Raw genomic sequence first — 21,095 nt, 5'->3', positions numbered from 1 at the left:
CCGCCCCCCTTCACCATGGACGGATGACGGCCTCACCCGCATCCCGGACCCAGGCACGCGCCCACTCCTTCAACGCCGCCGCGGCGCAGTACGCCGCCAACCGCCCCTCCTACCCGTCCGCCCTCCTCGACACGGTCGAGACGCTCACCGGTCGCCCCCTCGCGGACGCCCGGGTTGCGGACGTCGGCGCGGGCACCGGCATGGCCACCGCCCTGCTGCACGCCCGCGGCGCACGGGTCGTCGCCGTCGAACCGGGGGAGGGCATGGCGGCGGAGTTCCGCCGCGGCCTCCCCGACGTCCCGCTCGTCCGCGGCGACGGCAACCGCCTCCCCCTCGCCAGCGCCTCCCTGGACCTGCTCACCTACGCCCAGTCCTGGCACTGGACCGACCCGGCCCTCGCGGTGCCGGAGGCGCTGCGCGTGCTGCGACCGGGCGGTGCGCTGGCCCTGTGGTGGAACACCAGCGCCGTGGACGTGCCGTGGATCGAGGCCCAGGCCCGCCGCATGGAGCGCTTCCTCGGCGTCGACCACGTCGTGCAGAGGAACGGCGACGGCAGCCGCGCCGCCCTCGCCGACCCCACCGGCGGCCTCGACTTCACGCACCGCACGGTCCGCTGGAGCCGCCGCGTCCCCCTCGCACTCCACCTGGCCAACATCGGCAGCCATTCGGCGTTCCTCGTCCACGACGAGGAGAGCACCGCCGCCTTCCTCGCCGAGGAACGGCGCCACCTCCTCGCCGCGTTCCCCGACGGGACGATCGAGGAGACGTACGACGTCGAACTCCTCCTCGCCACCACACCCGGCGAGGCCTGAACCGCTCAGGGCGCCGGGCTCCCCGCCGCCACCTCGCCCTGCCGCCCCGTCGCCCGCCGTTCCCGCGCGGCCGCCCAGCCCTCCAGGGCCGCCGCGCAGGCGTGGTCCACATGCCGCAGCCCGCCCAGATCCAGCCGCACCTCCCGGTCGGCCGGCAGCGCGTCCAGCGCGTCCAGCAGCTTCGGCAGCCGCAGGAACGTCGCGTGCCCCAGCACCCGCACCACGATCCCGGCCTCCCCCCGGTCCTCGGTCTCCACCTGCACATGGCTGATCTCCCACGCCGTCTTCGCGACGGCGAGCGCCAGCCCGACCAGGACCCCCTCGAACAGGTTCCCCACGACGATCGCCACCGCCGTCACCCCGAGCACGAGCAGCTCCCCCCCGATGCCCGCCCCACAGCGCGCGCACCTCGCGCACCGGCACGAGCTTGCACCCGGCGTACACGAGCAGCGCGGCCAGCGCCGCCACCGGGATCACCCCCAGCATCCCGGGCACCACCGCGGTGAACAGCAGCAGCCACACCCCGTGCAGCACCCGCGACGCCTTGGTCCGCGCCCCGGCCTGTACGTTCGCCGCGCTCCGCACGATCACTGCGGTCATCGGCAGCGCGCCCAGCACTCCGCACACCGTGTTGCCCGCGCCCTGCGCCATCAGCTCCCGGTCGTACTCCGTCCTCCTCCCGTCGTGCAGCCGGTCCACCGCGGCCGCGCTGAACAGCGACTCCGCCGACGCGATCAGCGCGAACGCCACGACGGTCCCGACCACCCCCAGCTCCGTCAGCCGCCCGAGATCCGCCGCCTGCGGCACCCGGACGACCTCCCACAGTCCCTGCACCCGGACCCGCCGCACGTCCAGGCCGCAGCCCCAGGTCACCGCCGACACCACCGCCACCGCCACCAACGGCGCCGGAACCAGCCGCGCCCCGCGCCGCCACCTCCCCCACAGCAGCAGTACGACCAGGGTGGCAGCCCCCACTGACAACGCCACCGGATCCGCCCGCCCCGGCAGGGCCACCAGCCCGGCGAGCTTGCCGGGCCCGCCCGGCGGAGCGGCCGCGTCGCCGAGGGCGTACACCTGCCCGGCGACCAGCACCAGACCGATCCCGGCGAGCATCCCCTGCACGACGGCCACCGACACGGCCCGGAACCACCGCCCGAGGCGCAGTGCCCCGAGCGCGAGCTGCACCAGACCCGAGGCGAGCACGATCGCTCCGAGGGTCTCCAGCCCGTACGCGCGGACGGCCTCGAAGACCAGCACGGTGAGCCCGGCCGCCGGCCCGCTCACCTGGAGGCTGCTGCCGGGCAGCACCCCAGCGACCAGCCCGCCCACGATCCCGGTGACCAGCCCCAGCTCCGGGGGCACACCCGAGGCCATGGCCACCCCGACGCACAGCGGCAGGGCGACGAGGAAGACGACAAGAGAAGCGCACAGATCGGCCTGGCCGACCTCGCGCAGACGACGGGACGAACGACTCGACGGACGACGGAACAGCACGGACGGCACCTCCGGTAGGGAACGGGAGATGCGTGGGTGCGCCGCACCGGGGGAGGGCACGGCGTCATGAATTCCATTGTCGGTTGAGGAGATCGACTGGGGCAGGGGTTCGCGCCCGGGACGTGTGCGGACGGAGGCACGGGAAGCGGACCGTCCCCTTCCAATCCCACCCCCGCGCGCCTGCGCCGCCGTATGCACCCGCCCGCCCCGGCCGCTTGACGACCCGCACCCCCGCGCGCATTATTCATCGCATGATGAATTCTGCCCCCGAGCCGCCCGGCCCCCCCGACACCCGCACCGCCGCCACCGACGTCCCCGCCGTCAGCGCCCACGACCTCACCGTCGCCCGCGGCCCCCGCACCGTCCTGCGCTCCCTCGACTTCACCGTCCCGCGCGGCCGCATCACCGGCCTCCTCGGCCCCTCCGGCTGCGGCAAGTCCACCCTGATGCGCGCCGTCGTCGGCACCCAGGCCAAGGTCACCGGCACCCTCGACGTCCTCGGCCACCCCGCCGGCCACCCCACCCTGCGCACCCGCATCGGCTACGTCACCCAGGCGCCCTCCGTCTACGACGACCTCACCGTCCGCCAGAACCTCGACTACTTCGCCGCGATCCTCGACCCCGGCCGCGCCGCCGCCGACCGCCGCCACGAGCACGTCACCCGGGCCATCGCCGACGTCGACCTCACCACCCACGCCGACGCCCTCGCCGGCAACCTCTCCGGCGGCCAGCGCAACCGCGTCTCCCTCGCCGTCGCCCTCCTCGGCACCCCCGAACTCCTCGTCCTCGACGAACCCACCGTCGGACTCGACCCCGTCCTCCGCCGCGACCTGTGGGCCCTCTTCCACCACATCGCCGACACCCGCGGCGCCACCCTCCTCATCTCCTCCCACGTCATGGACGAGGCCGAGCGCTGCCACCGCCTGCTGCTCATGCGCGCCGGCGAGATCCTCGCCGACGGCACCCCCGACTCCCTGCGCACCCGCACCGGCGCCGACACCGTCGAAGCCGCCTTCCTCCACCTGGTCGACCAGGCGGCCGACGCCGCCCGCGCGAAGGAGACCACCCGATGACCACCGCGCCCGTCCCTGCCCGGGGCCTCAACGCCTCCCGCGCCACCGCCACCGCCGCCCGCGTCCTGCGCCAGCTCCGCCACGACCCCCGCACGATCGCGCTCCTGCTCCTCATCCCCTGCCTGATGCTGGTCCTGCTGCGCTACGTCTTCGACGGCAGCCCGCGCACCTTCGACAGCATCGGCGCCTCCCTCCTCGGCATCTTCCCGCTCATCACGATGTTCCTGGTCACCTCCATCGCCACCCTGCGGGAACGCACCTCGGGCACCCTCGAACGCCTCCTCGCCATGCCCCTCGGCAAAGGCGACCTCATCGCCGGCTACGCCCTCGCCTTCGGCACCCTCGCGATCATCCAGTCCGCCCTCGCCACCGCCCTCGCCGTCTGGTTCCTCGACCTCGACGTCATCGGCTCCCCCTGGCTCCTGCTCCTCGTGGCCCTCCTGGACGCCCTCCTCGGCACGGCACTCGGCCTCTTCGTCTCCGCCTTCGCCGCCTCAGAATTCCAGGCCGTCCAGTTCATGCCGGCGGTGATCTTCCCCCAACTCCTCCTCTGCGGCCTCTTCGCACCCCGCGACACCATGCACCCCGCCCTGGAAGCCCTCTCCGACGTCCTCCCCATGTCCTACGCGGTCGACGGCATGAACCAGGTCCTCACCCACACCGACATGACGGCGACCTTCGTCCGTGACGCCCTGATCGTCGGCGGCTGCGCCCTCCTCGTCCTGGTCCTGGGCGCGGCGACCCTGCGACGGCGCACCGCATGACCCAGGGGGCCGACGTCCCGCCACCCGGACACCGGCCCACGCCACCCCCCGACCGGTGCGAGGATGGACCCCGGACGACGCACCCCCGGAGGGCACCCGCACCATGACCCAGAAAGTCGCAGTCCTCGGCACCGGAAAAATCGGCGAAGCCCTGCTCAGCGGAATGATCCGAGGCGGCTGGCCCCCGGCCGACCTCCTCGTCACCGCCCGCCGCCCCGAACGCGCCGAGGAACTCCGCAGCCGCCACGGCGTCACCCCGGTCACCAACGCGGAAGCCGCGAAGACCGCCGACACCCTCATCCTCACGGTCAAGCCGCAGGACATGGGCACCCTCCTCGACGAACTCGCCGGCCAGGTCCCCGCCGACCGGCTGGTCATCAGCGGCGCCGCCGGCATCCCCACCTCCTTCTTCGAGGAGCGCCTCGCCCCCGGCACCCCCGTCGTCCGCGTCATGACGAACACCCCCGCCCTCGTCGACGAGGCCATGTCCGTCATCTCCGGCGGCAGCCACGCCACCGCCGACCACCTCGCCCACGCCGAGGAGATCTTCGGCTCCGTCGGCAAGACGCTCCGCGTCCCCGAGAACCAGCAGGACGCCTGCACCGCCCTCTCCGGCTCGGGCCCCGCCTACTTCTTCTACCTGGTCGAAGCCATGACCGACGCCGGCATCCTCCTCGGCCTGCCCCGCGACAAGGCCCACGACCTCATCGTCCAGTCCGCGATCGGCGCCGCGACCATGCTCCGCGACAGCGGCGAACACCCCGTCAAGCTCCGCGAGAACGTCACCTCCCCGGCCGGCACCACCATCAACGCCATCCGCGAACTGGAGAACCACGGCGTACGGGCCGCCCTCATCGCCGCCCTGGAGGCCGCCCGCGACCGCAGCCGCGAACTGGCCTCCGGCAAGAAGGACTGACCCACCCGACTGCCCCTCCCGCGCCGGGGGCGGTCACCGCGCCGCGTCCACCACCTCCTGGGTGGTCACCACCCGTGCGAACCCGCCCCCGTGCAGCGACACCGCCGACGCCCGCGCCAACTCCTGCGCACTGCGCCGCCAGCCGAACGGCCCCTCCAGGTCGAACGTGTACGTCGCGTCGAACGCCACCACCACGTCGTACCCGAGATTGCCGCCCATCCGGGCCGTCGTCTCCACGCACATGTTGGTCTGGATCCCGGCCAGCACGATCTGCGAGATCCCCGCGGCCCCCAGCCAGGCCCCCAGATCAGGCGTCCCGAGGAAAGCCGAGTTCACGGTCTTCGTGACGAACAGCTCGGCACCGGCACCCTTGCCCCTCCTCTCCTCCACATACGGCTTCAGCTCGTTCCCCTCGTACCCCAGCCGCAGCGGCGACCCCGGCATCACCGAGTCATGCCGCACGAACACCACCGGCCGCCCCGACGCCTGCCATACGTCGATCAGCGCGGCGATGTTCTCATCGGCCCCCGGATTGTTCCGCGGCCCCCAGAAGTCGGCCTCCTCGAAGCCCTTCTGCACGTCCACGACCACCAGTGCTGCGTTCTCTGCGATGTCCATGCCCACGATCCTGCCGCCGGCACCCGACCCACCCCAGAGGTACAAAAGCCAGCGATCGATGGTTTACTGCCAGCCATGGCCTCCGCCCACCGCGTCGCCCTCGTCGCCTTCCCCGGCATCCGCGCCTTCGACGTCTCCGTCATCACCGAGGTCTGGGGCAACGACCGCACCGACCGCGGCGTCCCCGCCTTCGACCTGCGCCGCGTCGCCAGCCACACCACCCCCGTCCCCATGCGCGGCGGACTCGCCCTGCACCCCGACCGCACCCTCACCTGGCTCACCCGCGCGGACCTGATCCTCGTCCCCGGCCTGGACGACCACCTCACCCCCGCACCGCCCCCGGTCCTCGACGCACTCCGCCACGCCCACGCCCGCGGCACCACCCTCGCCGCACTCTGCGGCGGAGCCTTCACCCTCGCCCAGGCCGGCCTCCTCGACGGCCGCCGCGCGATCACCCACTGGGACCTCATCGACACCCTCCGCACCCACCACCCCCAGGTCAACGTCGTCCCCGACGCCCTCTTCATCGAGGACGACAACATCTGGACCGCCGCGGGCACAGCAGCCGGCATCGACCTCTGCCTCCATCTGGTCCGCCGCTCACACGGCGCGGAAGCGGCCGCCACCATCGCCCGCTCCATGGTCACCGCCCCCTTCCGCACCGGCTCCCAGGCACAGTTCATCGAGCACCCCACCACGCCCGCCGACCGCGACGCCGACACGCTCGCCGCCGTACGCGAACACGCCCTGCGCCGACTGCACGAACCACTCACCGTCGCCGATCTGGCGGCTCACGCCGGTATGTCACCCCGCAGCTTCGCCCGCCACTTCACCGCCGCCACCGGCACCACCCCCCTCAGCTGGCTCCTCGACCAGCGCATCGCGGCAGCCCAGAAACTCCTCGAACGCACCGACCTCCCCATGCCCGAGGTCGCCCGCCGCGCCGGCTTCGGCAGCGAGGTCACGATGCGCCAGCACTTCGCCTCGCGCCTCGCCACCAGCCCGCGCGCCTACCGAGCCGCGTTCAGCACTCTGCCCGACACGGGCTCCGCCGCAGCCACCGGTGGCAGCAACCCGATCGCGCGATAAGCACCGTCCACTACCGGACGCGCCATCTCCCGCGCCTTGTCCGCCCCATCCCGGAGCACCCCCTCCACATAACCGGGATCCGCACACAACTCCTGGTGCCTTGCCCGCACCGGCCCCAACACCTCGACCACGGCCTCCGCCACGGCCGCCTTCAAAGCGCCGTACGACCGATGAACGGACGCCAGCTCCGACGGGTTCCCGTCCGTGCAGGCGGCCAGGATCTCCAACAGATTCGCGACCCCCGGCCGCCCCTCCCGGTCGTAGACGACGTCCCGCCCGCTGTCCGTGACGGCCCGCATGATCTTCTTCCGCACCACATCCGGCTCGTCGAGCAGATAGACGATCCCCGGCCCCGAGTCATCGCTCTTCCCCATCTTCGACCCCGGGTCCTGGAGGTTCATCACCCGAGCCGCCACCGCCGGCAACGTCGCCCGCGGCACCACGAACGAGTGCCCGTACCGCTGGTTGAACCGCACCGCCAGATCCCGCGCCAGCTCCACGTGCTGCGCCTGGTCGTCCCCCACCGGCACCTCGTCGGTCCCGTACGCCAGGATGTCCGCCGCCATCAGCACCGGGTACGTCAGCAGCGACAGCCGCACGCTCCCCCCGCGCTCCCGCTCCTGCGCGGCCTTCACCTTGTACTGGATCATCCGCCGCATCTCGCCGTCGGTGGCCACGCACTCCAGCAGATACGACAACCGCGCGTGCTCGTCGACATGACTCTGCACGAAGAGGGTGCACAGCTCGGGATCCAGCCCTGCCGCCAGCAGCAGCGTCGCGGCCTGCCGGCTCAGCCGGCGCACCCGTGCCGGATCGTGGTCCACGGTCAGCGCGTGCAGATCGACCACACAGAACAAGGCGTCCGAACGGTGCTGGTCGGCCTGGACCCACTGCCGCATGGCGCCCAGGTAGTTCCCCAGGGTCAGATGCCCGGTCGGCTTGATCCCGCTGAAGACCCTCGTCATCTCCACTCCTCCTGCTGGACTTCTAGGTCGAGGCCGCCGTCCCGGTCGGCCCGACCCTCGCTGGTCCCGGAGGGGGATACGAGAAACGGCCGCCGAGGCGGCGGCCGTTGAACACGTACGTGAGCGCGGCCGCCGTCAGGCGGCCCACCAGAGCTGGGTGTACGTACGCGTGGTCATGTCGTCCACACTACGCCCCGAGAGTGCCTGGGGAGGCGGGTTGACACACCTCGGCCCGGTACGTAGTGTTCTCCGAGCTGTCCGACGTGAGCGCCGACCCCGGTCGGTCCCCGGACAGCCATTCCGCAAGTACCAACCACTCCTCGACGAGCAGTCGTTTCGTCTGCCGCCGTGTCATTGGCATGTGTATTCGCGAAATGAGGAATCCGCGTTCGAATGAACACGGCCCCCGATTGGCTTCGGGAGCCAGGACTCCGCTAAAGTCTCACTCGTCGGAACGGCCGAAGGGCCGGGAGGACAAGCCCCCTGACTGGGAATCAGACGCCGAAAGGATCTGATAGAGTCGGAACCGCCGGAAAGGAAACCGCGAAACAAAAGCGGGAACCTGGAAAGCGCCGAGGAAATCGGATCGAGAAAAGATCTGATAGAGTCGGAAACGCAAGACCGAAGGGAAGCCCGGAGGAAAACCTGAGAGAGTCTCTCAGGCAAGTACAAAGGAAGCTTTCGTTCCTTGAGAACTCAACAGCGTGCCAAAAATCAACGCCAGATTAGTTGATACCCCGTCCCCGGCAGTGATAGCCGAGGATGAGGTTCCTTTGAAAAAAATACAGCGAGGACGCTGTGAACGGTCGGATCATTCCTCCGACTGTTCCGCTCCCGTGAGAAGCATTCACGGAGAGTTTGATCCTGGCTCAGGACGAACGCTGGCGGCGTGCTTAACACATGCAAGTCGAACGATGAAGCCCTTCGGGGTGGATTAGTGGCGAACGGGTGAGTAACACGTGGGCAATCTGCCCTTCACTCTGGGACAAGCCCTGGAAACGGGGTCTAATACCGGATATCACTCTCGCAGGCATCTGTGAGGGTCGAAAGCTCCGGCGGTGAAGGATGAGCCCGCGGCCTATCAGCTTGTTGGTGAGGTAACGGCTCACCAAGGCGACGACGGGTAGCCGGCCTGAGAGGGCGACCGGCCACACTGGGACTGAGACACGGCCCAGACTCCTACGGGAGGCAGCAGTGGGGAATATTGCACAATGGGCGAAAGCCTGATGCAGCGACGCCGCGTGAGGGATGACGGCCTTCGGGTTGTAAACCTCTTTCAGCAGGGAAGAAGCGAAAGTGACGGTACCTGCAGAAGAAGCGCCGGCTAACTACGTGCCAGCAGCCGCGGTAATACGTAGGGCGCAAGCGTTGTCCGGAATTATTGGGCGTAAAGAGCTCGTAGGCGGCTTGTCACGTCGGGTGTGAAAGCCCGGGGCTTAACCCCGGGTCTGCATTCGATACGGGCTAGCTAGAGTGTGGTAGGGGAGATCGGAATTCCTGGTGTAGCGGTGAAATGCGCAGATATCAGGAGGAACACCGGTGGCGAAGGCGGATCTCTGGGCCATTACTGACGCTGAGGAGCGAAAGCGTGGGGAGCGAACAGGATTAGATACCCTGGTAGTCCACGCCGTAAACGGTGGGAACTAGGTGTTGGCGACATTCCACGTCGTCGGTGCCGCAGCTAACGCATTAAGTTCCCCGCCTGGGGAGTACGGCCGCAAGGCTAAAACTCAAAGGAATTGACGGGGGCCCGCACAAGCAGCGGAGCATGTGGCTTAATTCGACGCAACGCGAAGAACCTTACCAAGGCTTGACATACACCGGAAAGCATTAGAGATAGTGCCCCCCTTGTGGTCGGTGTACAGGTGGTGCATGGCTGTCGTCAGCTCGTGTCGTGAGATGTTGGGTTAAGTCCCGCAACGAGCGCAACCCTTGTCCTGTGTTGCCAGCATGCCCTTCGGGGTGATGGGGACTCACAGGAGACCGCCGGGGTCAACTCGGAGGAAGGTGGGGACGACGTCAAGTCATCATGCCCCTTATGTCTTGGGCTGCACACGTGCTACAATGGCAGGTACAAAGAGCTGCGAAACCGTGAGGTGGAGCGAATCTCAAAAAGCCTGTCTCAGTTCGGATTGGGGTCTGCAACTCGACCCCATGAAGTCGGAGTTGCTAGTAATCGCAGATCAGCATTGCTGCGGTGAATACGTTCCCGGGCCTTGTACACACCGCCCGTCACGTCACGAAAGTCGGTAACACCCGAAGCCGGTGGCCCAACCCCTTGTGGGAGGGAGCTGTCGAAGGTGGGACTGGCGATTGGGACGAAGTCGTAACAAGGTAGCCGTACCGGAAGGTGCGGCTGGATCACCTCCTTTCTAAGGAGCACTTCTAGGCCGCTCTGCGGTCCAGAGGCCAGTACACCGGCGAACGTCCGGTGCTGGTTGCTCATGGGTGGAACGTTGATTATTCGGCACGGTCTGGATGTCTCCTGCTAGTACTGCTTCGGCGTGGAACGTGGAGAGGACGGACAGATCGGGTCGGGCACGCTGTTGGGTGTCTGAGGGAATGAACCCTCGGATGCCGGCCCCAGTGAACTCCGGGTTGTTGCTCGGGGGTGATGGGTGGCTGGTCGTTGTTTGAGAACTGCACAGTGGACGCGAGCATCTGTGGCCAAGTTTTTAAGGGCGCACGGTGGATGCCTTGGCACCAGGAACCGATGAAGGACGTGGGAGGCCACGATAGTCCCCGGGGAGTCGTCAACCAGGCTTTGATCCGGGGGTTTCCGAATGGGGAAACCCGGCAGTCGTCATGGGCTGTCACCCGCTGCTGAACACATAGGCAGTGTGGAGGGAACGCGGGGAAGTGAAACATCTCAGTACCCGCAGGAAGAGAAAACAACCGTGATTCCGGGAGTAGTGGCGAGCGAAACCGGATGAGGCCAAACCGTATGCGTGTGAGACCCGGCAGGGGTTGCGCATGCGGGGTTGTGGGATTTCTCTTGACCAGTCTGCCGGCTGGTCGGCGAGTCAGAAACCGTATGGATAGGCGAAGGACATGCGAAAGGTCCGGCGTAGAGGGTAAGACCCCCGTAGTCGAAATCTGTACGGCTCGCTTGAGAAACACCCAAGTAGCACGGGGCCCGAGAAATCCCGTGTGAATCTGGCGGGACCACCCGCTAAGCCTAAATATTCCCTGGTGACCGATAGCGGATAGTACCGTGAGGGAATGGTGAAAAGTACCGCGGGAGCGGAGTGAAATAGTACCTGAAACCGTGTGCCTACAAGCCGTGGGAGCGTCGGAACAAGGCTTGCCTTGTTCTCGTGACTGCGTGCCTTTTGAAGAATGAGCCTGCGAGTTTGCGGTGTGTTGCGAGGTTAACCCGGGTGGGGTAGCCGTAGCGAAAGCGAGTCCGAACAGGGCGTTTCAGTAGCACGCTCAAGACCCGAAGCGGAGTGATCTAGCCATGGGCAGGTTGAAGCGGAGGTAAGACTTCGTGGAGGACCGAACCCACCAGGGTTGAAAACCTGGGGGATGACCTGTGGTTAGGGGTGAAAGGCCAATCAAACTCCGTGATAGCTGGTTCTCCCCGAAATGCATTTAGGTGCAGCGTCGTGTGTTTCTTGCCGGAGGTAGAGCACTGGATAGGCGATGGGCCCTACCGGGTTACTGACCTTAGCCAAACTCCGAATGCCGGTAAGTGAGAGCGCGGCAGTGAGACTGTGGGGGATAAGCTCCATGGTCGAGAGGGAAACAGCCCAGAGCATCGACTAAGGCCCCTAAGCGTACGCTAAGTGGGAAAGGATGTGGAGTCGCAGAGACAACCAGGAGGTTGGCTTAGAAGCAGCCACCCTTGAAAGAGTGCGTAATAGCTCACTGGTCTAGTGATTCCGCGCCGACAATGTAGCGGGGCTCAAGCGTACCGCCGAAGTCGTGTCATTGCAGTATATAGCCCCAACGGGTGCTGTGATGGGTAGGGGAGCGTCGTGTGCCGGGTGAAGCAGCACCGGAAGGTAGTTGTGGACGGTTCACGAGTGAGAATGCAGGCATGAGTAGCGATTCACACGTGAGAAACGTGTGCGCCGATTGACTAAGGGTTCCTGGGTCAAGCTGATCTGCCCAGGGTAAGTCGGGACCTAAGGCGAGGCCGACAGGCGTAGTCGATGGATAACCGGTTGATATTCCGGTACCCGCTGTGAAGCGTCAAACATCGAACCAGGCGATGCTAAGTCCGTGAAGCCGCCCCGGAGCCTTCGGGCAAAGGGGAGTGGTGGAGCCGACGGACCAGACTTGTAGTAGGTGAGTGATGGGGTGACGCAGGAAGGTAGTCCAGCCCGGGCGGTGGTTGTCCCGGGGTAAGGGTGTAGGCCGTGCGATAGGCAAATCCGTCGTACATGTGGCTGAGACCTGATGCCGAGCCGATTGTGGTGAAGTGGATGATCCTATGCTGTCGAGAAAAGCCTCTAGCGAGTTTCATGGCGGCCCGTACCCTAAACCGACTCAGGTGGTCAGGTAGAGAATACCGAGGCGTTCGGGTGAACTATGGTTAAGGAACTCGGCAAAATGCCCCCGTAACTTCGGGAGAAGGGGGGCCACGTCTGGTGAGGGGACTTGCTCTCCGAGCTGGGGGTGGCCGCAGAGACCAGCGAGAAGCGACTGTTTACTAAAAACACAGGTCCGTGCGAAGCCGTAAGGCGATGTATACGGACTGACGCCTGCCCGGTGCTGGAACGTTAAGGGGACCGGTTAGTCGAGATTCGTCTCGGCGAAGCTGAGAACTTAAGCGCCAGTAAACGGCGGTGGTAACTATAACCATCCTAAGGTAGCGAAATTCCTTGTCGGGTAAGTTCCGACCTGCACGAATGGCGTAACGACTTCTCGACTGTCTCAACCATAGGCCCGGTGAAATTGCACTACGAGTAAAGATGCTCGTTTCGCGCAGCAGGACGGAAAGACCCCGGGACCTTTACTACAGTTTGATATTGGTGTTCGGTTCGGCTTGTGTAGGATAGGTGGGAGACTGTGAAGCTTGGACGCCAGTTCAGGTGGAGTCGTCGTTGAAATACCACTCTGGTCGTGCTGGATGTCTAACCTGGGTCCGTGATCCGGATCAGGGACAGTGTCTGATGGGTAGTTTAACTGGGGCGGTTGCCTCCTAAAGAGTAACGGAGGCGCCCAAAGGTTCCCTCAGCCTGGTTGGCAATCAGGTGTTGAGTGTAAGTGCACAAGGGAGCTTGACTGTGAGACCGACGGGTCGAGCAGGGACGAAAGTCGGGACTAGTGATCCGGCGGTGGCTTGTGGAAGCGCCGTCGCTCAACGGATAAAAGGTACCCCGGGGATAACAGGCTGATCTTCCCCAAGAGTCCATATCGACGGGATGGTTTGGCACCTCGATGTCGGCTCGTCGCATCCTGGGGCTGGAGTCGGTCCCAAGGGTTGGGCTGTTCGCCCATTAAAGCGGTACGCGAGCTGGGTTTAGAACGTCGTGAGACAGTTCGGTCCCTATCCGCTGTGCGCGTAGGAGTCTTGAGAAGGGCTGTCCCTAGTACGAGAGGACCGGGACGGACGAACCTCTGGTGTGCCAGTTGTTCTGCCAAGGGCATGGCTGGTTGGCTACGTTCGGGAGGGATAACCGCTGAAAGCATCTAAGCGGGAAGCCTGCTTCGAGATGAGGACTCCCACCCACTTGATGGGGTAAGGCTCCCAGTAGACGACTGGGTTGATAGGCCGGATCTGGAAGCACAGTAATGTGTGGAGGTGACCGGTACTAATAGGCCGAGGGCTTGTCCTCAGTTGCTCGCGTCCACTGTGTTGGTTCTGAAACCACGAACAGCCCCGTATGCCACATACGGTGCGGCTGACAGTTTCATAGTGTTTCGGTGGTCATAGCGTGAGGGAAACGCCCGGTTACATTCCGAACCCGGAAGCTAAGCCTCACAGCGCCGATGGTACTGCAGGGGGGACCCTGTGGGAGAGTAGGACACCGCCGAACAATCATTCCGGGAGACCCCCGCACCGTATGGTGCGGGGGTTTTCTGCGTTTAGGGTTCATTACATGCGCTACGACCTGGTGATCTTCGACAACGATGGCGTGCTGGTGGACAGCGAACCCATCTCCAACCGGCTGCTGGCCGCCTATCTCACCGAGCTCGGGCATCCCACCAGTTACGAGGACTCCATCCGGGACTACATGGGGTCGGCCATGCACCGGGTCCACGACCTGGTCGAGGCGCGGACGGGGGAGCGGCTGCCGGCCGACTTCGACGAGGTCTTCCACCGGAGGGTGTTCGCCGCGTTCGAGCGGGAATTGGTGGCCGTCGCCGGGGTCGTCGACGTCCTGGAGAAGCTGGCTGCGGACGAGGTGCCGTACTGCGTGGCGTCCTCCGGGAGTCATGAACGGATTCGGGTGGGGCATCGGACGACCGGGCTGGACCGGTGGTTCGACGAGGGGCGGATCTTCAGCGCGCAGGACGTGGGGAAGGGCAAGCCGGCGCCCGATCTGTTCCTGTACGCCGCCGAGCGGATGGGGGTCGCTCCCGGGCGGTGCGTGGTCGTGGAGGACTCCCCCCTCGGGGTCCGGGCGGCGGTGGCGGCCGGGATGGACGTGCTCGCGTTCACCGCGATGACGCCGGCCGCGAAGCTCGCCGGTGCGTCGCAACTCTTCTCCGGAATGGGGGAGTTGCCGGGGCTGCTGGCCTGACATTTGTCATGCCGAGTTGCTTACGATCGTTTCTACTGGCGGCCCCCTGCCTGCGGCGAAGCTGAGGGCATGACGACGAACACGGTTGACCAGGGTCAGAAGAAGACGAACGCCTTCGCGCCGCTCCTCATGGACGTGGCGGTGCCGATCGGGTCGTACTACCTGCTCAAGAACGCGTTCGGGGTGAGCACGTTCGCGGCGCTCGCCTGGAGCAGCCTCGGGCCCGCGGTCCGGACGGTGTGGAGCGTGGTCAAGGAGCGCAGGGTCAACGCGCTCGCCGGGCTGATCCTGCTGGTGAACGTCGTCGGGCTGCTGCTCAGCTTCGTCGCCGGCGACCCGCGGTTGATGCTCGCCAAGGACAGCGCGATCAGCAGCACGGTCGGCATCGGGATCCTCGTGTCCGTGGGGCTGGGGAGGCCGATGATGACCGCGGGGCTCAAGCCGTTCCTGGTGAAGGGGAAGGCCGACCGGGAGGCCGCCTGGGAGCGGCTGCTGGCGGGCGGGTCGGAGCGCTCCTCGGCCTTCCTGCGGGCCGAGCGGGTCTACTCGGTGGTCTGGGGCGTCGTGCTGCTGGCGGAGTGCGTGGTGCGGGTCGTGGGGGCGTACACGGTGCCCGTGGACACGATGGTGTGGCTGGGGTCCGTGGTGATGGCCGTGGCCATCGGGGCCGGGGTCGTGCTCAGTGGCGGGCTGGCCGCCGGGCCCATGGCGGGGGTGATCACTGCGGAGGCCGGTGACCGGGAGGTCCAGGGGCAGGGAATGCCGGTTCTGGTCGGCGCGAAGTAAAGCTGAGGGAAATTCATCTTTGGCTGGATCTACCCACGGGTACGCCGGGGCCCTACGCTCGCCGCCATGACAGAAGTGCTGCGGCGCGGTAGGGCCTCTTTGGCGTTCAGTTTCTTTGCGCAGGGGGCCGCGTTCGCTCTGCTCGTGACCCGGATTCCGGCGATCCAGGACCGGTACGGCGTGTCGGACGGACAGCTGCCGATCTTCCTCGCCGCGGTGCCCGTGCTGGCCGGGGTCGGGAGTGTGACGACCGAGCAGCTGGTGAAGCGGATACCCGCCAGCCGGCTGCTGCGCTGGTCCCAGCCGGTCGTGCTGCTGGCGCTGGTCGGAGTGGGGTCCGGGGACGCGCTGGCCGTCCTGGCGCTCTCGCTCGCCGTCTTCGGGCTCGCCGTCGGGGCGCTCGACGCCTCCATGAACATGCTCGGGGTGAGTCTCCAGCGGACGTACGGGCGCAGCATCATGCTGAGCTTCCATGCGGCGTACAGCCTCGGCGGGATCGTGGGGGCGTCGCTGGCGTGGGTGGGTGCGCACTGGCATCTGGCGCTGTGGCTGTCGTATCTGCCGGTGGCCGTGGTGCTGCTGCCGGCGGTGCTGGTGGCCAGTCGGTGGTACGTCGACGGGGGCCCCGCGGACGCCGGGAACGGGGCCGGGGGCGTCGAGGAGGAGACGGGGCGGGACGGTGGGGGCGTCGTCTTCAAGCTGCTGCTGCCGCTGTGCCTGGTGATGTCCTTCACCTACATCGGGGACTCGACCGTCTCCAACTGGAGCGCGAAGTATCTGCAGGACGTGCTGGGGAGCTCGGAGCAGCTCGCGACCGTGCCGTTCAACGTCTACATGGTGACCACGCTGGTCGGGCGGACCATCGGGGACTTCGGGGTACGGCGCTTCGGGGCGGCGGCCGTGGTGCGGCTGGGCGCGCTGGTGGCGGCGGCCGGCTTCGCGGTGGTGGCGGTGGCGCCGGGGGCCTGGGTGGGGATGGGCGGGTTCACGCTGGTGGGGCTGGGGCTGTGTGTGCTGGTGCCGCAGACCTTCGCCGCGGCGGGGCGGTTGTTCCCGGGGGCGTCGGACGCGGCCATCGCCCGGCTGAACGTCTTCAACTACGTCGGGTTCCTGGTGGGGTCGCCGTTGGTGGGGGCGCTGGGGGACGCGTGGAGCTATCGGGGGGCGATGGTGGTGCCGATGGTGTTGGTGCTGGTGACGTTGGTGTACGCCAGGTCGTTCGTCGCTCAACCGGACCGATACGGTGGCGGGCATGAGCGGCCGCGCACAGCTGATGTGGGACGAGGCAGTAACGGGCTATGACTTCGGCCCGGACCATCCGATGGATCCGGTACGGCTGGAGCTGACCCGGAAGCTGGTCGGCGCCCTCGGGCTCGACCGGGAGCTGGCGGTCGTGGGCGCCAAGCCGGCCGGGGACTCGACGCTGCGGCTGGTGCACCGGGAGGACTACGTCGAGGCCGTGAAGGCGGCTTCGGCGGACCCCGCGGCGGCGGACCAGGGGTACGGGCTGGGGACGATGGACGATCCGGCGTTCCCGGGGATGCACGAGGTGTCGTCGGTCATCGCCGGATTGTCGGTGGGGGCGGCCGAGGCGGTGTGGCGGGGGGACGCGCTGCACGCGGTGAACTTCGCGGGTGGGCTGCACCATGCGATGCCCGGTGGGGCGTCGGGGTTCTGCATCTACAACGACGCGTCGTTGGCCATCGCGCGGTTGCTGGAGCTGGGGGCCCGGCGGGTCGCGTACGTCGATGTGGACGTGCATCACGGGGACGGGGTGCAGGCGGCGTTCTGGGAAGATCCGCGGGTGCTGACGATCTCGTTGCACGAGCATCCGCGGACGTTGTTCCCGCAGACGGGGTGGCCGGAGGAGACGGGGGCGGGGGCCGGGGAGGGGGCGGCGGTGAATGTGGCGTTGCCGGCGGGGACGGGGGACGCGGGGTGGTTGCGGGCGTTCCATGCGGTGGTGCCGGAGCTGATCGCTGATTTCCGGCCGGACGTGCTGGTGACGCAGCACGGGGCCGATACGCATTTCGAAGATCCGCTGGCACATCTGGCGGTGTCGCTGGACGCGCAGCGGGCCGTGCAGGTGGCGTGTCATGAGCTGGCTCATGAGTACGCCGGGGGGAAGTGGGTCGCGTTGGGTGGGGGTGGTTACGCGGTGGTGGAGGTGGTGCCGCGGTCGTGGGCGCATCTGGTGGGGATCGCGGCGGGGAGGGAAGTGGCGCCGGAGACGGTGATTCCGGAGAGCTGGCGGGCGGAGGTGTTTGCTCGGACCAGGCAGTTGGCGCCGGTGCGGATGAGTGATGGGCGGTGGCCGGTGTCCTGGCGGGAGTGGGAGGCGGGGTACGACCCTGCGGATCGGTTGGATCAGGCGGTGCTGGCTACGCGGCGGGCGGTTTTTCCGTTGCGGGGGTTGTTGGCGTAGGGGGTTTTCGCGGGCTCTGCCCACCCGCCCGACCGACTCGGTGGGGTGAGAGGCGCCCGCCCGCCGGGTCACCGGCCCGCGCTGCGGTGTCGAGCCCTTCGAGTGTCGACCGCGGATGTTCTCCCGCTCGGTCTCCGCCATCGCTGCGAAGAAGGCGAACAGCAGCTTCCCCGGCGGCGTCCCGGCCGAGGGCCGGGGACTCGTCACCGGCGTGGGGTCGGCGGTGCGGTCCGGACGCGGGCGCGCTCCAGGAGACGGGGGTCGGCAGCCCAGGGGGCGGAGGTCAGGGCGTGGCCGGGGACACCGCCGGTCGGCGTGTCGCCGGAGCGCACGGGCCTGGCGGTGAGCGCGGTGCCGGCGGGACGGCCGAAGGCGAGGACGTGGCCGTCGAGAGTGCCGACGTAGACGCGGCCGCCGTCGGTGGCGGGGACGGAGAACTTGGAGGCGACGCCGATCGGGGCCGACCACAGCTTCTTCAGGGTGCCGTCCACCGGTGTGGCCTCGTACGCGCGCAGCTGGCCGTTCGCGCCGCTCGAACCGTCCGCGTACACCGCCCAGACGACCGCCGAGCCGGGGGTGGTGCCCGTGGAGGTGATCACCGGGGAGCCGGAGGCGAAGCCGAAGGTCTCGGTGGAGCGGCCGGCGTCGCCGAGCACGGGCAGGCCGGCGCCGTTCACGCCGTACTTGAAGGCGCGCAGCGGGCCGTTCCCGCCGATCGTGTAGACGTAGCCGCCCTCTCCGCCGTACACGCCCGGGTGACCCCAGACGCCTTCGTAGGGGCCGAAGGTGCCGAGGACCTTGTCGGCGCCGCTCGCTCCCTGGCTGCGGCCGCCGAGGTCGTCGCGGTCGAGGAGGAACAGCCGGCCGTCCTTGCCGATCTGTACCAGGAGGTGCGGGTGCTGGGCCGTGCCGAAGGCGTCGTCCGGGAGGGCGGCCGGGCCGCCGGAGCCGAGGTCGGCGTCGAGCAGGTCGAGGAGGGGGGCGTTGGAGGGGCTGAAGAAGTCCTGCGCGGACAACGTGCCGTCGCTGTTGACACCGAGGCGTACGACGGAGTCACCGAGCTGGCCCGGCGGCTGCGCACCCGGGCCGGCCGCCGGGGAGGTGCCGTTGCCCGTGGAGAGCAGGATGCGGCCGGGCCCGTCGGAGACCAGGCCGCCACCGCTCATCCAGACGCCCCCCTTGCCGTTGGCGGAGGAGGTCACGGTGGACCACAGGGTGGTCGTGCCTGTGGCGGTGTCGACCCGCAGGACATGGCCGACGTAGGGGGCGTGGCCGCAGTGGGAGCCGAAGCCCGCGTACACCGCGCCGTCCATCAGCAGCAGGCCGGGGCGCTGCATCGCGGTGTAGGCGTCGAAGGGGCGGCCCGGGTCGTTGACCGGGGCGCCGGCCACCTTGACCGGCCAGCCGCTGCGCTCGGCGCCGGTGGTGACGTCGAGGGCGTGGACGTACCAGTTGGGGTGCTGGACGTCGGCGCCGTCGTCGGTCTTGGAGGTGAGGTAGACCGTGCCCGTCGCCGGGTCGTAGACAGGGGTCGCGGTGACGCCGATGTTCGGCACGAGGTCGCCGCAGCCGATGGCCGAGGCGGGCCAGGCGGCGCCCAGGCTCTTCGTCCAGATGACCACGCCGGTGGCCGAGTCCAGGCCGTACACCTTGTTGTTCTCGGTGGCGACGACGACCGTGTTCCCGACGACCAGCGGCTGGGCGTAGACCTGTCCGTCGACAGCGGTGGAGAACCGCCGGCCGAAGTCCGGGCTGGAGACCTGGCCGGGCGCGAGGCCGGGCTCGTCGGGGTCCCAGCCGGTGCGGTAGCTGTCCTTGGAGACCGCGGTGACGTCGGCGGTGCGGGTTTTCTCAGAGGCGGCCGAGCAGGGCGCGACGAGACTGCTCGTCGCCAGACAGGCCGTCACCACCGATGCCAGGACACCGAATCTGTTGTGCATCCGCCGCTCCGCCCGGGTCGTCCGTGGGCGGGCCCGTCCCGCCGACCGTCATGATCGGTGGGACGGTGAGCGCTGCCGGTGATGCCGTCCGGGCCGGCCCATGGGGTCCACCCGTACGGCGGTATCCCCGGCGGCCTCCGGGCCGGTGTGTCCGGGGCCGGCCGCTACAGATCACGGGCTGCTTCGATCAGCGGCAGATCCGCCGTTCTTCGGCCGCTCTCCTCGACGAAAGTAGGGGGTGGGCGTCGTCGGTCGTCGAGGGGCGGCGGGCGGATGCCTGCCTAGGATTCTGCCGGTGAACAGCAGCGAGATACAGGCGAGGGTGCTGGCCGTCGGGCGTGGCGCGGTCGTGGTGTTCTTCGCCGCAGCCGCCGCAGTGGGCGGCGCGCGGTTGGCCGGCGAGGGCCGGTATGTGGTCCCCCTCAGTGCCTCGGCGGTGGCGTGTGCGGTGGTGCTGCTCGTGCCGCGGCTGCGCTGGCCCGTCGCGCCCGTCGTGGTCGCCGCGGTCACCGCGGGGTGGGGTTCGATCGGCACGCTGCTGCTGGCTCTTGTCCTGTACGACCTGGCCGTGGGCCGCCGGACGCGGGCGGCGGGCCTCTGCGTCGCCGCCGCGCTGGGTGCCAACCTCGTCGGCTTTCCGCCGACCCGGCTGTGGGACGAGCGGGGGTACGTCACCGCACTGTTCCTATGGGCCTTCGCGTATGTCGTCGGCCTGTGGATCGGCAGCCGTCGGCGTCTGGTGCGGGCGCTGGCCGCGGACGTGGAGCACCTGCGCGTCGAGGCGCAGCTGCGCGAGGAGACCGCGCGGGTCGCGGAGCGGTCTCGGATCGCGGCGGAGATGCACGACGTCCTCGCTCACCGGCTCAGCCTGATCGCCCTGCACACGGGCGTGCTGGCCACCCGCGGCGACACCCTGCCCGAACCCGTCGCCGAACGACTGGCCCTGCTGCGGGGCGCCTCCACGGAAGCGCTCACCGATCTGCGGGACGTGCTCGGTGTGCTGCACACGTCCGGCACCGCACCGAACGGTTCGGGTGCCGTACCCGCGCCGGTTCCCGGAGACGTCCGGCAGCTGGTGGACGACGCCCGCGCCGCCTCCCAGTCCCTTGCCCTGACGACCCGGGGCCGGCCGGAGGACGCGCCCACGACCCACCGCCTGGCCGTGTACCGCATCGCGCAGGAAGCCCTGACCAACGCCCGCAAGCACGCCGAGGGTGCCCCGGTGACCATGACGATCGACTACCGGGCGCCGGCCACGCTGGTGGAGGTCACCAACCCCGCCGGTCTCCCCGGGCCGGCGGCCGCGGTCGGCTCCGGCTTCGGGCTGGTCGGTCTGCGCGAACGCGTCAGCGCCCTCGGCGGCCGGCTGACCGTGGGACCGGCCGGCGGGGGCTCCTGGCGCCTGGCCGCCCGTATCCCCCACCCGGCCGGCACGGAAGCGGACGGGACTCCCGCCTGACGACCCCCCGGTCGGTGCCCTTTACGCCAACCGTGCTCACTTCCCCGCGTTCCAGGGCT

Annotated in this window: 13 protein-coding genes, 3 rRNA genes and 1 pseudogene; 13 read left to right on the top strand and 4 right to left on the bottom strand. The window is 68.4% G+C overall.

Going from position 1 to position 21,095, the window contains the following annotated elements; translation table 11 throughout:
• Positions 1-23: 23 nt before the first annotated feature.
• Positions 24-812 (top strand): class I SAM-dependent methyltransferase, encoded by a 789-nt coding sequence (locus U5640_RS19185; RefSeq protein ID WP_340376984.1) that lies wholly within the window; start codon positions 24-26, stop codon positions 810-812.
• Between the two features lie 5 nt (positions 813-817).
• Here U5640_RS19185 and U5640_RS19180 read toward each other — a convergent pair.
• A pseudogene (locus tag U5640_RS19180) lies at positions 818-2,267 on the bottom strand (SulP family inorganic anion transporter).
• A 293-nt stretch (positions 2,268-2,560) separates the two neighbouring features.
• Between U5640_RS19180 and U5640_RS19175 the strand changes: the two are divergent.
• The 3 genes from U5640_RS19175 to proC all read left to right on the top strand — a co-directional run bounded on the left by U5640_RS19175 (position 2,561) and on the right by proC (position 5,059).
• Positions 2,561-3,379 (top strand): ABC transporter ATP-binding protein, encoded by an 819-nt coding sequence (locus U5640_RS19175; RefSeq protein WP_340385196.1) that lies wholly within the window; start codon positions 2,561-2,563, stop codon positions 3,377-3,379.
• Positions 3,376-4,143 (top strand): ABC transporter permease, encoded by a 768-nt coding sequence (locus U5640_RS19170; RefSeq protein ID WP_340376983.1) that lies wholly within the window; start codon positions 3,376-3,378, stop codon positions 4,141-4,143. The genes U5640_RS19175 and U5640_RS19170 overlap by 4 nt, the downstream gene beginning before the upstream one ends.
• A gap of 103 nt (positions 4,144-4,246) precedes the next feature.
• Positions 4,247-5,059: a pyrroline-5-carboxylate reductase gene (proC, locus tag U5640_RS19165; protein WP_340376982.1), complete on the top strand. Its 813-nt coding sequence runs from the start codon at positions 4,247-4,249 to the stop codon at positions 5,057-5,059.
• Positions 5,060-5,092: 33 nt separating this feature from the next.
• Here proC and U5640_RS19160 read toward each other — a convergent pair whose 3' ends face one another.
• Positions 5,093-5,677, bottom strand: a complete 585-nt coding sequence (locus U5640_RS19160; RefSeq protein ID WP_340376981.1) for a cysteine hydrolase family protein — start codon at positions 5,675-5,677, stop codon at positions 5,093-5,095.
• A 75-nt stretch (positions 5,678-5,752) separates the two neighbouring features.
• On the opposite strand from U5640_RS19160, the gene U5640_RS19155 reads away from it, so the two are divergent.
• Entirely contained in the window at positions 5,753-6,766 is a 1,014-nt protein-coding gene (locus U5640_RS19155; protein ID WP_340376980.1) for a helix-turn-helix domain-containing protein, read from the top strand.
• On the opposite strand, the gene trpS is transcribed toward U5640_RS19155, so the two are convergent.
• A complete protein-coding gene (gene trpS / locus U5640_RS19150; RefSeq protein WP_340376979.1) occupies positions 6,688-7,731 on the bottom strand; it encodes a tryptophan--tRNA ligase in 1,044 nt (347 codons plus the stop codon). The genes U5640_RS19155 and trpS overlap by 79 nt on opposite strands.
• Before the next feature lie 846 nt (positions 7,732-8,577).
• On the opposite strand from trpS, the gene U5640_RS19145 reads away from it, so the two are divergent.
• The 7 genes from U5640_RS19145 to U5640_RS19115 all read left to right on the top strand — a co-directional run bounded on the left by U5640_RS19145 (position 8,578) and on the right by U5640_RS19115 (position 17,637).
• A 16S ribosomal RNA gene (locus U5640_RS19145) occupies positions 8,578-10,103 on the top strand.
• A 293-nt stretch (positions 10,104-10,396) separates the two neighbouring features.
• Positions 10,397-13,517: ribosomal RNA gene (locus tag U5640_RS19140) — 23S ribosomal RNA — on the top strand.
• 84 nt (positions 13,518-13,601) lie between these two features.
• Positions 13,602-13,718, top strand: a 5S ribosomal RNA gene (rrf, locus tag U5640_RS19135).
• Together the 16S, 23S and 5S rRNA genes form the textbook arrangement of a ribosomal RNA operon.
• A gap of 63 nt (positions 13,719-13,781) precedes the next feature.
• Positions 13,782-14,426: an HAD family hydrolase gene (locus U5640_RS19130; RefSeq protein ID WP_340376978.1), complete on the top strand. Its 645-nt coding sequence runs from the start codon at positions 13,782-13,784 to the stop codon at positions 14,424-14,426.
• 69 nt (positions 14,427-14,495) lie between these two features.
• Positions 14,496-15,212 carry a VC0807 family protein gene (locus U5640_RS19125; RefSeq protein WP_340376977.1) on the top strand — a complete coding sequence of 239 codons (717 nt, stop codon included), beginning with the start codon at positions 14,496-14,498 and terminating at the stop codon, positions 15,210-15,212.
• A gap of 66 nt (positions 15,213-15,278) precedes the next feature.
• A complete protein-coding gene (locus U5640_RS19120) occupies positions 15,279-16,514 on the top strand; it encodes an MFS transporter (RefSeq protein ID WP_340376976.1) in 1,236 nt (411 codons plus the stop codon).
• Positions 16,465-17,637 (top strand): acetoin utilization protein AcuC, encoded by a 1,173-nt coding sequence (locus U5640_RS19115; RefSeq protein ID WP_340376975.1) that lies wholly within the window; start codon positions 16,465-16,467, stop codon positions 17,635-17,637. Before U5640_RS19120 ends, U5640_RS19115 begins: the two co-directional genes overlap by 50 nt.
• A 203-nt stretch (positions 17,638-17,840) precedes the next feature.
• Here the strand turns inward: U5640_RS19115 and U5640_RS19110 are convergent, their stop codons facing one another.
• A complete protein-coding gene (locus U5640_RS19110) occupies positions 17,841-19,577 on the bottom strand; it encodes a PQQ-binding-like beta-propeller repeat protein (RefSeq protein ID WP_340376974.1) in 1,737 nt (578 codons plus the stop codon).
• 295 nt (positions 19,578-19,872) lie between these two features.
• On the opposite strand from U5640_RS19110, the gene U5640_RS19105 reads away from it, so the two are divergent.
• Positions 19,873-21,036, top strand: a complete 1,164-nt coding sequence (locus U5640_RS19105; RefSeq protein ID WP_340376973.1) for a histidine kinase — start codon at positions 19,873-19,875, stop codon at positions 21,034-21,036.
• Positions 21,037-21,095 lie beyond the last annotated feature (59 nt).

It is taken from the genome of Streptomyces sp. SS7, from assembly GCF_037993025.1.
GTDB lineage: Bacteria > Actinomycetota > Actinomycetes > Streptomycetales > Streptomycetaceae > Streptomyces.
Note: the sequence above shows the minus strand (reverse complement) of the source record. Positions and strands in the feature narration are given on the sequence as shown.

Coding starts and splice junctions, on each gene's coding strand:
- U5640_RS19185 (WP_340376984.1), top strand. CDS start 24: ATGACGGCCTCACCCGCATCCCGGACCCAGGCACGCGCCCACTCCTTC.
- U5640_RS19175 (WP_340385196.1), top strand. CDS start 2,561: ATGAATTCTGCCCCCGAGCCGCCCGGCCCCCCCGACACCCGCACCGCC.
- U5640_RS19170 (WP_340376983.1), top strand. CDS start 3,376: ATGACCACCGCGCCCGTCCCTGCCCGGGGCCTCAACGCCTCCCGCGCC.
- proC (WP_340376982.1), top strand. CDS start 4,247: ATGACCCAGAAAGTCGCAGTCCTCGGCACCGGAAAAATCGGCGAAGCC.
- U5640_RS19160 (WP_340376981.1), bottom strand. CDS start 5,677: ATGGACATCGCAGAGAACGCAGCACTGGTGGTCGTGGACGTGCAGAAG.
- U5640_RS19155 (WP_340376980.1), top strand. CDS start 5,753: ATGGCCTCCGCCCACCGCGTCGCCCTCGTCGCCTTCCCCGGCATCCGC.
- trpS (WP_340376979.1), bottom strand. CDS start 7,731: ATGACGAGGGTCTTCAGCGGGATCAAGCCGACCGGGCATCTGACCCTG.
- U5640_RS19130 (WP_340376978.1), top strand. CDS start 13,782: ATGCGCTACGACCTGGTGATCTTCGACAACGATGGCGTGCTGGTGGAC.
- U5640_RS19125 (WP_340376977.1), top strand. CDS start 14,496: ATGACGACGAACACGGTTGACCAGGGTCAGAAGAAGACGAACGCCTTC.
- U5640_RS19120 (WP_340376976.1), top strand. CDS start 15,279: ATGACAGAAGTGCTGCGGCGCGGTAGGGCCTCTTTGGCGTTCAGTTTC.
- U5640_RS19115 (WP_340376975.1), top strand. CDS start 16,465: ATGAGCGGCCGCGCACAGCTGATGTGGGACGAGGCAGTAACGGGCTAT.
- U5640_RS19110 (WP_340376974.1), bottom strand. CDS start 19,577: ATGCACAACAGATTCGGTGTCCTGGCATCGGTGGTGACGGCCTGTCTG.